Source organism: Paracoccus liaowanqingii, from assembly GCF_004683865.2.
In the GTDB taxonomy this organism is placed as follows: Bacteria; Pseudomonadota; Alphaproteobacteria; order Rhodobacterales; family Rhodobacteraceae; genus Paracoccus; species Paracoccus liaowanqingii.
In genome coordinates, this window is sequence record NZ_CP040763.1 from 213,206 (window position 1) to 226,139 (window position 12,934).

At 65.0% G+C, this 12,934-nt stretch carries 9 protein-coding genes and 3 pseudogenes; 4 read left to right on the top strand and 8 right to left on the bottom strand.

What is annotated here, in order from left to right:
• Positions 1 to 56: 56 nt before the first annotated feature.
• From E4191_RS20740 to E4191_RS20760, 5 genes and pseudogenes are all read right to left on the bottom strand, one after another.
• Positions 57 to 1,198: pseudogene (locus tag E4191_RS20740) on the bottom strand (IS3 family transposase); the annotation flags it as partial.
• Positions 1,199 to 1,338: 140 nt separating this feature from the next.
• The gene (locus tag E4191_RS24050) at positions 1,339 to 3,483 is read right to left on the bottom strand and encodes a sulfatase-like hydrolase/transferase (protein WP_139616243.1); all 2,145 of its coding nucleotides are present in this window, start codon (positions 3,481 to 3,483) and stop codon (positions 1,339 to 1,341) included.
• 3 nt (positions 3,484 to 3,486) lie between these two features.
• Positions 3,487 to 4,272, bottom strand: coding sequence for a hypothetical protein (locus E4191_RS20750; protein WP_139616244.1), 786 nt, complete (start codon positions 4,270 to 4,272; stop codon positions 3,487 to 3,489).
• Between the two features lie 11 nt (positions 4,273 to 4,283).
• Positions 4,284 to 5,813: a hypothetical protein gene (locus E4191_RS20755; protein ID WP_139616245.1), complete on the bottom strand. Its 1,530-nt coding sequence runs from the start codon at positions 5,811 to 5,813 to the stop codon at positions 4,284 to 4,286.
• Between the two features lie 279 nt (positions 5,814 to 6,092).
• On the bottom strand, positions 6,093 to 6,680 hold the full coding sequence (locus tag E4191_RS20760; RefSeq protein WP_331459672.1) for a family 16 glycosylhydrolase: 588 nt from the start codon (positions 6,678 to 6,680) through the stop codon (positions 6,093 to 6,095).
• 217 nt (positions 6,681 to 6,897) lie between these two features.
• On the opposite strand from E4191_RS20760, the pseudogene E4191_RS20765 reads away from it, so the two are divergent.
• Both E4191_RS20765 and E4191_RS24380 read left to right on the top strand, forming a co-directional pair.
• Positions 6,898 to 7,353: pseudogene (locus tag E4191_RS20765) on the top strand (cupin domain-containing protein); the annotation flags it as partial.
• Positions 7,354 to 7,821: 468 nt separating this feature from the next.
• A pseudogene (locus tag E4191_RS24380) lies at positions 7,822 to 8,258 on the top strand (alpha/beta fold hydrolase); the annotation flags it as partial.
• Positions 8,259 to 8,441: 183 nt separating this feature from the next.
• Here E4191_RS24380 and E4191_RS20775 read toward each other — a convergent pair.
• Both E4191_RS20775 and E4191_RS20780 read right to left on the bottom strand, forming a co-directional pair.
• Positions 8,442 to 8,873, bottom strand: a complete 432-nt coding sequence (locus tag E4191_RS20775) for an RbsD/FucU family protein (protein ID WP_139616248.1) — start codon at positions 8,871 to 8,873, stop codon at positions 8,442 to 8,444.
• Positions 8,874 to 9,044: 171 nt separating this feature from the next.
• Positions 9,045 to 9,869, bottom strand: a complete 825-nt coding sequence (locus E4191_RS20780; protein ID WP_139616249.1) for an amidohydrolase family protein — start codon at positions 9,867 to 9,869, stop codon at positions 9,045 to 9,047.
• Positions 9,870 to 9,964: 95 nt separating this feature from the next.
• Between E4191_RS20780 and E4191_RS20785 the strand changes: the two genes are divergently transcribed.
• Positions 9,965 to 10,903, top strand: coding sequence for an aldo/keto reductase (locus tag E4191_RS20785; RefSeq protein ID WP_139616250.1), 939 nt, complete (start codon positions 9,965 to 9,967; stop codon positions 10,901 to 10,903).
• Here E4191_RS20785 and E4191_RS20790 read toward each other — a convergent pair.
• Entirely contained in the window at positions 10,888 to 11,790 is a 903-nt protein-coding gene (locus E4191_RS20790; RefSeq protein ID WP_139616251.1) for a GntR family transcriptional regulator, read from the bottom strand. The genes E4191_RS20785 and E4191_RS20790 overlap by 16 nt on opposite strands.
• A 114-nt stretch (positions 11,791 to 11,904) precedes the next feature.
• On the opposite strand from E4191_RS20790, the gene E4191_RS20795 reads away from it, so the two are divergent.
• Positions 11,905 to 12,930: an ABC transporter permease gene (locus tag E4191_RS20795; protein WP_139616252.1), complete on the top strand. Its 1,026-nt coding sequence runs from the start codon at positions 11,905 to 11,907 to the stop codon at positions 12,928 to 12,930.
• Positions 12,931 to 12,934: the final 4 nt, after the last annotated feature.

Here is a 12,934-nt window from a genome sequence, read left to right on the forward strand (position 1 = left end):
CGCCACTGGCCTGGTTTTGCGCCGCCGCGTAGCCGGTTTTTACGCCGCCGTTGACACTCCTCGTTGTAGTGCCGACGCCAAGTCTCCAGTTTTTCCTGCGCGTCCACAAAGCTCATGAAGTTGCCATTGTCGCGCCATTGGTCCGAGCGGCAATGGCGACGCGCGTTCAGGCATTCGGACCGAAGCTTGCTGTTGAACGCCTCGATGAAGCCATTGTCAGTAGGCTTTCCAGGGCGTGAGAAGTCCAAGGTAACGTCGTTGGCATAAGCCCACAGGTCGAGATCGCGAGAGATAAATTCGGCTCGCCATCGTCGACCCGGATCGTCCTGGGATAGCCGACCTCGGCACAGACCCGTTCCAGTGTCCGGACCACATCCTCACCGCGGTAAGCGAAGCGCGGGTCGACTGCTGGACAAAAACGGGAATGCGTATCCACGATCGTCAGAATCCGCAGCTTGTTGCCGAGGGCGAGTTGGTCATGAACAAAATCCATGGCCCAGACATCGTTCGGTCCGACTGCCTCCTGGCGATCATCGCGCAGCTTCGCCTTCACCCGACGTCTTGGATTCTTGTTCCTCAGCTGCAGACCCAACTCATTGTAGATCCTGCGCGTCTTCTTGATGTTCACCTGCCAGCCCTCCCGTCGCAGCAAGACATGGACACGCCGATATCCGTAGCGCACCCGTGTTTCGCAAATCTCCCGGATCCTCAGTTCCAATGCGGCCTGCCCGGTTCGGCGGGACTTGTAGTGGTAGCTCGACGGGTCAAAGCGCAGGGCCTCACATGCCCGGCGGATCGATATGCCCCAGCCCACCAACATCCCGTCAACCAGTTCCCGTGTCCGGGCAGGGTGAGCCAGCAGGCGCCACCGGTTCAAGCCGGCTGGCGAACGAGCTTTCGGCGGATGACATCCTGCAGCATTTCCCGATCCAAAGTCAGGTCGGCCACGATCTTCTTCAACCGGCTGTTCTCATCTTCCAGCGCCTTCAGCCGGCGCATCTCGTCCGGAAGCAAACCGCCATACCGCGTTCGTCGGGTGAACAGTCCACCGGACTGTTCACTGATCCTCCTTCCTCCAGTTGAAGTAGGTCGCCTGGCTGATCCCCGCCTTTCAGCAGACCTCGGCCACCGGCGTACCTTCCTCACCCTGCTTCAGGACAAACGCCTTCTGCGCCTCCGTGAACCTCGATGCCTTCATCGTTCTCAGCTCCTCTCCCAGCCAGGGAAGGTTAGCCGAAAACTCCAGTTTCAAACGGTCCAGTTTTTAAGGGGCAGAGCACTCTCTAGCCGGGCCCAATGTTCGGATGGAATGAGGTACAGGACCTTCTGACGATCCGGTCACTCGACAGTCAGAATTCCGATCGTCCGGGCCCGCACATTCGCGACGCTGGTGTCGTTGCAAATGACCTTTTCCACCCCTGCTGTCACCTCGACATCGTCGCCGACCTGCCGGACAAGCGCCGTTCCCAGAGCGCCCCAATCCGAAAGGTCGAGCGTGTCGATCTCGGTCAGGTCACGGACATAGCTGATCACGCCCGTGCGATAGATGCGGAAGATGTCGGCGCCAGCGCCGCCATGCATGTCGGAGCCGCCCGCATCGTTGATCAGCAGGTCGTCGCCCTCTCCGCCGATCAGCGTGTCGAAGCCGGAGCCCGAAATCAGCGTATCGTTCCCTGCGCCGCCGATGAGGCTGTCATCCCCCGCACCGCCGTCAAGCAGGTCGTTGCCGCTGTTGCCGATCAGGGTGTCGTTGCCCTGTTCGCCGTAAAGCCGGTTATTGCCCCAGGTGCCGGCCCGCAGGATGTCGTTCCCGCGGCCCCCATAAGCCACGATCTGCGTCCGCCCCGGAGAGACGTTCTCGTCATTGCCGTCGCCCAGATCCAGCTCGATTTTCTTGTAGTACACGTCGGACATGATGATCTTGTTGTCCAATGCATTGCCGACGATCTTGATCGCCGCGCTGTGCATCCCGAGGAGCTGGAAGTCCTCGATATGCGGCGGCATGCGCACCTCGGTCCGACCGTGATGCGAATTCGAATACATCCGCTGATGGTTCGGTGAGCGCCCCTTGCTGTGCAGATCGCCCAGGGCCACGAAACTGGTGGCAAAGCGACGATCCGTGACCTCGGTCCCCAGGAAGGACTGAATGTTGCTGGGCCGCGAGGTGTCGATCGCCTCTTCCACGATCAGCATGCCCCATGCGCGCGCGGCCAGGATGCACTCCTCGCGCAGGGCCGCATAGTCGGGATCCTTCGCGGCGATGTTCCTGACAGTCCAGGGGTCGGCATCCAGATCGAACATCTCGCCCGTGCCGTCCTGATAGACGGTGACCCGCTTGTCGTGCTTGGCGATGCTGACCGAGCCGTACCAAAAGGTCGGAATGGCCCGGGGCGCGGGCGTCGCGCCGTCGATCCACAGCTTGAGGCTCTGCCCCATGAAGCTGTCGGGCACCGGCAGACCGCACAGGTCCAGGATGGTGGCGCCCAGATCGACATGGCTGACCGGCTGCGTCACCTTCCGGGGCGTCTGCCCGGGCACCCTAATCAGCATCGGCGCCAGCGCGCATTGCTCGTACAGCGTGAACTTGTGCCATCTCCCGTGGTCGGACAGGTGATAGCCGTGATCGCTGTAGAACGTCACGACGGTGTTGTCCGCGTGGGGAGAGGCGTCCAATGCATCCAGAACGCGCCCAAGCTGTTCATCCATCCACAGGCAGCCGGCCGCATAGTTCCGGATCGTCTTGCGCACATACAGGACCTGTTCGTCGGTCCACTCGGCCGGATCGGACGACGAGTAATTCAGGGTGCCCGAGGTGATGAACTCGTTGACGAAGGGCATGGTATCGAACCCGCCCTTCCAGTCTGACGGCATGATCACATCGTCGAGGGCGACGAGATCGTGAATCCGGGCGGGGGTCGTCCAGGGAAGGTGCGGGTGGTGAAACCCGCATTCCCAATACCAGGGCCGATCCGTCGGAAGGACATGGGTGAGGGCATGGATCGTGTCGTTCGCCCGGCTTGCGTCGTACCAGGGCGCGTCCTCGGCGTAGACCCCGCCGCACATTCCGCCCCGATTTTCGATCGGTTTGGCGGGGGTGAACGGTCCAACATTGAAGGGTGGCGAGTCGTACAACTCTCGGTAGACGCCCGGCGGCTGCGGGCGGTAGCCGTGAAAGACCTTCCCGGTGGTGCCGGTGTAGAACCCGGCCTTGCGCAACTGATAGAGCCAGGTGTTTCTGGGGTGAACGAGGCTTTCCCATCCAAGCGAAAGGTCGAACGACTTCGTATCGGCGGGGGACAGGCCCGTCATGACCGCCGTTCTGGCCGGCTCGCAGACCGAGACGACGCAATAGGCGCGATTGAAATCCGTCCCTGTCTCGGCAAGCCGGCGCAGGTTCGGCAGGTCGAACCCCGGGATCAGCAGGGACAGAAGACGGTCCACATGCGCCAGATCGTCGGCCGCGATAAACAGGATGTTGGGCATGCGTTATCCTCGGTAGGTGCTTTTGGCATAGTCCAGGAACAGGGTGCGAAGCTGGGGCATCGCGAAGATATCACCCTCGATCAGGGCAAAATCGAGATAGGTCCCGGTGAAAGGACCATTCGCGCGGCCCTCGCCGATGCGGATCTTCCAGGTCGGACCGATCAGCCCAACCTGGGCGGTCCATGCCGGCCACGCCGCGGTCAAGGGGGCATCGTCGTTCACGGCGCCTTTCAGGGATCCGGCGGTGAAATCGATGGTCTGGAAAGTCGTGCTGTGGGTGCTTGTCACCGGGGCCCGGGTATAGGTCGCCCGCTGGTCGATTTTAGTGCCCAGGACGTTCAGATTCATGCAGCCCTCGGTGGACGTGCGGGCTGGGTTGTCTTGGATCGTCAGGCTGCCGGTGGCGTCGGGGTTGGTCTGGATGCTCCATGCCCGCCCCTTGCCGACGCGGCGGATATGGACGAACGACCAGAGCCCGGTCAGCGCCGGGTGGCGAAAGGTGAGATCCGTCTGATCCGCCCCGAACGCGGCGTCAAAGGCGGCGGCGTCCTGCCCGCCCTCGTCCCGCCAGGCAAAGGGACGCGGCGGAGTGACCGGAGACGCCGTCAGTTCCAGGCCGCCGATGCGGGGACGGACGCAAGGAAGCCCCGTCACGGGGTCCGGGCGGGACATGCGCTGCACGGTGGTCCACCAGTTCCGAAGGGCCGGGAATGACCTGAACTGATCGGTCCATATACGTCGGTCCGCGGTCGGACGAGTGACCGTCAGGTCCAGAACGGCAAGTGGCAAGATGATCTTCCTCAGAAAACAGAGACGCGGCCCGCGCGCGCATGGCGGTACAAGGTGGTTCCGGTCACCGTCAGGCTTGGCCTGGACCAGCTGTCCGTGACGGAGCCTCGGTTGCAGGGGAACCCGTCACCGCGATCGCCGGTCTCTCCGAAGGCATAGCGGACGGTCAGCGTGCCGGTCGGGTCGGCGGTCATCGTCAGAAGGGCATCGGTGCCCCTGACCTCGACCGAGGCGACGACGGCCCCGTTGGTGACCCCGTCGACGCAGAAGCCGTGCCGGTCCGGGTCGTGCAGGACCAGGGCCGACATGGCGGTGAAGGGCACCGTGATCACGCGACCCGCGCGCGAGGCCTTGGCACCGAGGCTGGGCCCGTACCAGTCGCGGCCTGCCAGACGCTCGTTGGCCGCCAAGGCTTCCAGCTCGCTGACCTGCATCGCCGCCTCGGGGGTCAGGGTCGCCGCAGTCCCCCGTTGCAGCGGGAAGGGATAGCGGGGGGTGGCCACGACCAGTCCAAGCGACCAATGCGCCCAGTCCAGCTCGCCCTCCGCCAGGATCACCTCGGAGGTGCCATCGGTGCGCGTCCCGGCGGACTGGCTGACGACCACCACCGGCAGGGGCGCCTGCCCTGCGGCTTCGGCGATTTCCTGACGCAGGCTGTTGGCCACGGCGGCATAATGAAGATCGGCCGTGGCCCGAAGCGTCTGCGGGGCGCCTTCCAGCAGCGACAGGCTGATCCGGTCCACGAACAGCTCCTTCCCCCAGGGAACGAGCGCCTGGCGCGCCGCCGCAACACGGTCCCGAAGGGCTAGGCGCGGCGCCGATCCAGGCAACGCGTCGGCCTCGACTGTCGAGGCGACGACCCGCGTCAACGCCACCACCGTCGGCAATGCCCGGCGCGCGGCATATTCCCCCTCCAAAAACGCGACGGCAACGGCCGAGGCCGCCTCGCCGTCTTCCGGCGAGCGCAGCGTTTCATCGATCAGATGATAGCGGAAATCCTCGGCGATCGGGCGAACGACGCCCGCGCTGCCGCCGCCAAAGGCCACGACCCCGAGAGCGGGATCATAGGTCTGCGCCAAGGTGATCGCCCCCCGCTTTTCGTAGCCCCATGTCTCGCGCCACTGGCGGGAGAGGTAGCGGATCACAGGGCCGAACTCGTCCCTGCTTTGGATGGCGTTCCACGCATCACCCAGATTGTCCGGGTCCACGAACTCGATTGTCGTGCCTTCGCGCCTGTCCGGCGGCTGCGGATAAAGGCTGCCGTCCCGCATGTCGATGCCGAACGCGGTCGTGCCGTCGGCATTCTCGATAATTGGGATGATGTGATCCCCCGGTGCGGTCGGAGCGTTCAGGCGCGCAGGCGGGGACATCGGACCATCATGCATCTCGAGACGGAAGAGGACATTCCCCGCATCGTCATCGACCGACACGCCCATCGAGGCCCCGGGGCCGGCAAGCTTGCGCGCATTGACCCCGCCCTCCGCGTCCTGACCGCCGAGGCGCAGCAGAAGATTGCCCAGAATGAGGCGCAGGGCGGCCAATCCTGCCTCTTGTGCAGGGTCTGTGTCGAAATCTTGGGTCATGACGGTTCGCAACTCGCTTCAGCACGCCGCAGAGGTGACATCCGCGATTGCCGGCACGATATTCTCGCCTCTCCGTCAGGTCTACTCCACAACGCCAAAAGGCGCCTGATTTTTTCCGGCAGATCGCTTCACGGACCGACCACCGGCACCGGATCCGCAGGGATGGCCTTGGTCGTCGGCAGAGTTGTGCTGTCTCACCGGCAAAGCGGTCACCAAGCCGTCGAACAGCGAAAAATGCTAGCTGTAGACCCGGAAGTAATCCGTGCGCAGCCGGGTAAGCTTGTCCGTGTCCAGTAAAGGATCGGGGAATGCGTAGTCCGACCGCAACGCCAGTGTGATGAGCGGCCAGAAGACGTCGTCCGGTGCCGCCATCTCGGCCGATCGGCTCAGCGTCCACACAAGCGCCTCGCCCGTTGCAGGGTCGCGGATCGGGCGGCGATTGAAGTAGATCACACAATGATGTCCGATCAGCAGCACGCCGTACCGGTTGTAGCTTTCGGTCATGTCCGGTTCGGTCGTCACGCCGCTGCTGTCATGTCGTTCGCCGGGTTCGCCCCATTCATGAAGATAGGCGTCATAGACATGGGGCTCGAGGCCCTTGTGCTCGACGACGTCGATCTCGATGCTGGTGGCAGGAGCAAGAATGCTGTGGGCGTTCAGAAACCAGAAGGCGGGCCATGTGAGGGGATGCTCGGGGAACAGCATGCGCGCCTCGAAATACCCGTGCCGCCAGCCCCGCATGATCGTACCGTCCGAACGCGCCGACTGGATGTTGCCGCTGATCCACTGAAACTCGGGTTCCTCGTTGCCGTAGTAATGCGGCACATTCATCCTTTCGCCGATGTACTTCGCCGAAATCTGAAGGGCCGTGCCGTGCGAGGCATCGGCGTCGCTGACGATGGCATAGGGGTCGAAGCCCTCTTCCCCGCCCCATCGGGCAAAGGCCGCGCGACCGTAGAACCCGGGATCCGCCGTACCGGCCTTGGGTCCGGCGGCCCATGTCTCGCGGTCAAGCGTCAGGAAGGGATCTTCGAAGATGATCGTGACGACCTCGGATGCGGTGCTGGTGGCAGACCGGGGCCGGGCGCAGGACGTGCGGCTGGCCGTCTCGGCGCTGAAGGCCAAGCGCGCCAAGCAGGCCGAGGCGTTCCCCCGCGACCACCGCCCCTGGGGCTGGTTCGAGACGCTGGCCTTGGCCGACCGCTTCCAAGTCAAGCGCATCGTGGTCAAGCCCGGCGCGGCGCTGTTGCTGCAGAGCCATGTGCACCGGTCCGAGCACTGGATCGTCGTGTCGGGCACCGCGCGGGTCACCGTCGACGACAGCGTGACGCTGGTGACCGAGAACCAGTCGATCTACGTCCCCCTGGGCGCCGTCCACCGGATGGAGAATGGCGGCAAGGTGCCGATGGTGCTGATCGAGGTGCAGACCGGCAGCTACCTGGCCGAGGACGACATCATCCGCTACGAGGATGTCTATTCGCGCAGCTCGGCTGACTGAGGGCGGGGCGGGGGCGGGCCGGCTTTTGCATAACGACTGGACCCATAAATCAGGCGATCCAACGTTGAAAAGTAGCGCAGGGCCGATGGGGCAGAACGCCGCCCGCTAACGACCTGCCTCGAACCAGCAGACTCTGGTCTCGATAAGAGGACCGACGCTTTGCAGGTCAAGAGTGCGCCGAAGGAGCCGGGGCTTTCATCAGCCTTAGAGGAGTTGTTTCCCCAACATAGGGCCCGCACGCAAGCATGGCACGTTCAAGCGGCGCGGGCGCCGTAGTCCTCGGGACAGTGGCCGGCTGGCTCTTGACGCAAGATCCACCTTGGAACCCACGCGCAGCCACTGAAGCCTCGAGCCGTAAAGAGTTCACCGTCAATAGCCACCGGTCAGAAAGAGCCGGTGAACGGGATCCATATCGGCAATGCACCATTCGTCAGGAAAACTCTCAGCCTGGCAGTCCGACAAACATTTATCTTCATCCCGTCCATGCCGGGTTTCGGCTTTTCGGGCAAAAGTCACCGAGCCCGGCTGGACCCCCGCCCGCATCGCGGCCGCGTGGGCGACACTGATGGTGCGGCTCGGATATGACAGCTGGGGCGCGCAGGGCGGGGACTGGGGCGCTATGGTCACCATGATCCTGGGGCGCCGGGCCGAGTTCGGCGCGGCTCTATTGGGAGGGGATGCAGGCGATGCGGGCGGGCGGGATGCGGCAGGACGTCCTGAGGACCCCGGCCGGCATCTCGATGTTCCGCGGCGAGCAGGTTCGCCTGTCGCGCCGGTGGGCCGAGGCCCGGTTCGACCGCCTCGTGCATTTCGCGCAACATGACCAAGGCGGTCATTTCGCTGCCCTGGAGCGTCCCGGCGCGTTCGTCCACGACCTGCGGGCAACCTTCGAATCTCTGCGATAGCCTGCGCGGACCGCCATGTCCTCCTGACGGGGTTTTGCAAGAGAGGGGAGCCGGGCGCCGATGTGCCCGGCTCTTCCGGCCGTTTCCGTGAGATGGTGACGCTTGCTATCTTGGAACAGTTTGCGGGCACGGGTGCCGGCTTCCGAAGCGGACAGGTACGGGTCACCACCGTCGCAGATCACATCACATATACGACGCCCTCAGCACACCCTTCTTCAGGATGATGTTCGCGTAAAGCCGGCGCTCGCCCGTGGCGATGACAGCATAGGCGGCGCGGGTGCGCTCGTAGAAGGCGAAGCGCTCGACGGGCTCCAGCGTCAGCGGGCGGCCTTCGGCGCGGACCAGCGCGGCCTCGAACTCGGGATAGATCGGGGGCGTCTCGCCCGGCGCGTCCATGGCGGCGGCGGGGTGATCGACGAAATCGTCCAAGGGCAGCAGGGACAGCACCGCGTCCAGCGCATCGGTCGCGCTGATGCCGGGCAGGCGCACCAGCCGTTGCGCCATGCTGTCGGCGGGAAAGTTGGCGTCGGTGATGGCGATCTCGTCGCCATGGCCCATATTGGCCAGTATCGCCAGCAACTCGCCGGACAGCAGGGGGTTCAGGGTCTTCAGCATGACATGGTCCTTTCAGGTGCGGCGTCAGGTCCGGGGCGTGTCGAATGGATCGGCGGGACGGATGACAAGAACAGGGAATCCACCGCCGCACGCGTCACTACTGTGCCTCCCATGGCATTGATCGAGCTGTGGTTGCGAAGCGCAAATGACGTCCGCCGTTTCCCCACGCGCTCAGTCCAATCCATAGAACCGCAGGGCGGTCCGACCGAAGATGAGGGCGCGATCGCCTTCCGGCAGCGCAGCGGTCAGATCCTGGGCGACGGTCAGCCAGTCGGGATAGGACCCGGCCAGTTCCAGCACGGGCCAGTCGCTGCCCCAGATCAGTCTGGCGGGCCCGAAGGCCGCCAGCACATGATCGAAGACCGGGCGCAGAGTGTCGACGGACCAGCCGGGGCCGTATTCCGTGGCCAGCCCCGACAGCTTGCAATCGATCTGGGGGTGGGCGGCCAGCGCGGTCATGCCGTGGCGCCATTCCGGTCCGGGGTCGGCCCCGTCGAAGACCGGCTTGGCGCAATGATCGATGACGATGGGCAATTCCGGCAGAAGGCGGGCCAGCCTGTCGATCACGGGCAGGTGGCGGGGGGTGATCAGCGCATCCAGGCGCAGCCCGGCATCGGCCATCCGGCGCAGCCCGTCGATCACGCCATCCTGCAGGATCCAGTCGGTGTCATCGATGTCCTGCAACATCGGCCGGATGCCCCGCAGGGCTGGATGGGTGATCCGCGACAGTTGCGTCTCCACGTCGCCGGTCAGGTCGATCCATCCGACGACCGCGCGCACCAGCGGCGACCGATCGGCCAGATCCAGCAGGAACAGAGTCTCGTCGACCGTGGGGGCGGCCTGCACCAGGACCGTGCCGGTCACCCCCGCGGCATGCGCCAGCGGCTCGAGGTCCGCGGGCAGGAGGTCGCGCCGAATGGCCGCGACTTCCTCCGTCATCCAGTCGTAGTCGCCCCGCGCGATCCGCCAGAAATGCTGATGGGCATCGATGATCACGAGAATGTCCTTGCCGGTCGTGTTCTAAATCATAATAAACCGTATGAAGGCGGTCGCCGGGTGTCAACGCATCACGTGAGGGAACAGGAGGAGGCATGAAGACCAACAGGATCGGCCAGACCGGCGTGCAGGTCACCGAAATCGCCTTTGGCTGCGCAAGCATCGGCAATCTGTATCGGGAGGTTGCGGATGACGATGCCCGGCAGGTGCTGCAGGCGGCATGGGACGCCGGTATCCGCTATTTCGACACGGCGCCCCATTACGGGCGCGGCCTGTCGGAGCAGCGCTTGGGCCGCTTCCTAGCCGGGCGTCAGGGCTTTGCGCTGTCCACCAAGGTGGGCCGCGTGCTGTCCCCCGCCATCGCACCCATCCGGGACGCCGACAGCTATGTCCGTCCGGCTCAAAACGATGTGCGCTACGATTATTCCGGGGACGGGATCGAGGAGAGCTTCGAGCAGAGCCTCGAGCGACTAGGGGTGCGGCATGTCGAGATCGTCTATGTCCATGACCTGGGGTCCTATACCCATGGCGCGGACAACGACCGGCATCTGCAGGCCTTTCTGGGATCCGGCTACGAGCGGCTGGTCCGGCTGAAGGAGGCCGGGCGCATCGGCGCCTTCGGCCTTGGCGTCAACGAATCCGAGATCTGCCTGCGGGTGATGGATCACGGCCCCCTGGACGCGATCCTTCTGGCGGGTCGGCTGACGCTGCTGGACCGTTCGGCCGAGGCCGTGTTGGTGCCGCGCTGCCGGGCGGCGGGGACCAGCCTGGTGCTGGGCGGGATCTTCAATTCGGGCATTCTGGCCACCGGCCCGATGCCGGGCGCGACCTATGACTATGGCCCGGCCCCGCAGCAGGTGCTGGACCGCGTTGCCGAGCTGCAGGACCAGGCCGCGGCACAGGGCATCCCGCTTGCCACTGCGGCGCTGCGGTTCGCGCGCGATCATCCGGCCGCCACGGCCGTGCTGCTGGGGACGGCCAACCCGGCGACCCTGCGCCGCAATCTGGAGGCGCTTCGTCAACCCAGATCGTGATGGCGCAGCGATGACAGCAAGGTCGACCTGGAGGTCCGCAGATGCCGTCGCGCCGCCTCGGCCGCGCGGTTGGCATCGCGGGCCTCGAGCGCGTCGATCACCGCCAGATGCTCCTGGATCGCGGCGGCGTTGCGCTGTTTCTCCTCGGTCTTGTCCCACATGTAGTGATAGTGGAAGATCAGGGAGATGACCTTCTGGAACTCGGCCACGAAACGGTTGCGGACGACATCGTTGATGGCCTCGTGGAAGGCCTCGTCCAGCTTCGAGAATGCGTGGAAATGCGTGTCGATCTGGCTGGCCAGGACCAGATGGCGCTCGCGCAGGTCGGCCAGCCGCTGCCAGACGGGATGATCGACCGGCGCCTCGACCAGCTTGGCGATCGCATCCAGCTCGAGCACCAGGCGGAAATCCGACAGCTCGATCGCAAAATCCTTCGTGAAACCGCGCAGCATCCAGCCGCCCCTTGGCCGGCGGGCCACCAGCCCGAACCGGCTGAGACCGGCCAGGAACTCGTTCAGCTGATGCTGCGTCACCCCGAAGGTGCGCGCCAGCTCGGCCACCGACAGCGGCGTTTCGGCAGGCACGTCGAAGCGCAGGATCCAGTCGAGGAACCGCTGCTCCAGATCCTCCCGCCCGTCGGGGCTTCGGGTCACGGCGATGCGATCCTCGGGTCCCGGCACGCGCAGCAGGTACTTGGCACGACCGTCCAGCGCGATCACCCCGAGGTCCGACAGCCGCGCAAGGCAGCGGCGCACCACCGTGCGGCTGACGCCCGCGATCTCGCTCAGCACGGTCTCGGCGGGCACAGGGGCCCCGGCGGACAGGGCCGCGCAGTGATCCAGAAGGCGGTTGTACGCCTCGCGATAGCGCGTGTCGCTGCGGGCCACGAGCGTTTCCTTTCCCGAACGGTTCTTGTCCTAAATTATTAAAAACAATTGACAGGTGCAAGGCGCCTGCACATCCTTGGCCGATATTCGGACGCGATCGGTCGGGGAGGAACGATGACGGACGCAAGCAAGCCTTGGGCCAACGGGAAAGAGCGCAGGCTGACCATGGCCCGCGACCAGTTGCACCGTGCGTCTGCCCTGCTAACGCTGCTGCTGCTGATCATGGGGTTCGCGCTTGCCAGCCCGTCCTTCCTGTCGGTCAACAACGGGCTGACGGTGCTGCTGCAGACATCGGTGATCGGGCTTTTGGGGATCGGGCTGACGATGGTGATCATCACCGGCGGCATCGATCTGTCGGTTGGGTCGGTGCTGGCCCTGTCGGGCGTGGTTTCGGCGATGGCCGTCAAGGCGGGTCTGCCGGTCATTCCCGCGATGTGCGTGGGCGTCCTGGCGGGGGCCGCCTGCGGGGCGTTCAACGGCCTCGTCATCACGCGACTGCGCATCCCGCCCTTCGTGGCCACGCTTGGCATGATGCTGATCGCGCGCGGCATGGCGCTGCAGCTGACCGGGGCCACCCCCATCTCGCAGCTGGGCGCGGGGTTCGGGCGGCTTGGCAACGGCGCGCTGTTCCGCATGGTCGAGATGCAGCCGAACGGCTTTCCCCGCGTGATCTTTCCCGGCATCCCCTATCCGGCGATCCTGCTGCTGATCGTGGCGATCGCAGCCACCTATCTGCTGCGCCGCCGCCAGATCGGGCGCCATATCTATGCCACCGGCTCGAACGAGGAGGCCGCGCGGCTGTCCGGCGTCGATGTCGACTGGACCAAAATGTATGCCTATACCATGTCCGGCGCCTTGGCGGGGCTGGCGGGTAACGTCCTGATGTCGCGCCTGGTCACCGCCCAGCCAAGCGAGGGCGTGATGTACGAGCTGGACGCCATCGCGGCGGCGGTGATCGGGGGCGCGTCGCTGTCGGGCGGCGTGGGCACGATCGCGGGCACGATGATCGGGGCGTTCATCATCGGCATCCTCAGGAACGGTCTGAACATGTCCGGCGTGTCGGCCTTCATCCAGCAGATCGTCATCGGGCTGGTCGTCATCGGCGCCGTCTGGATCGACCAGGTCCGCAACCGGCGCTGAGCCG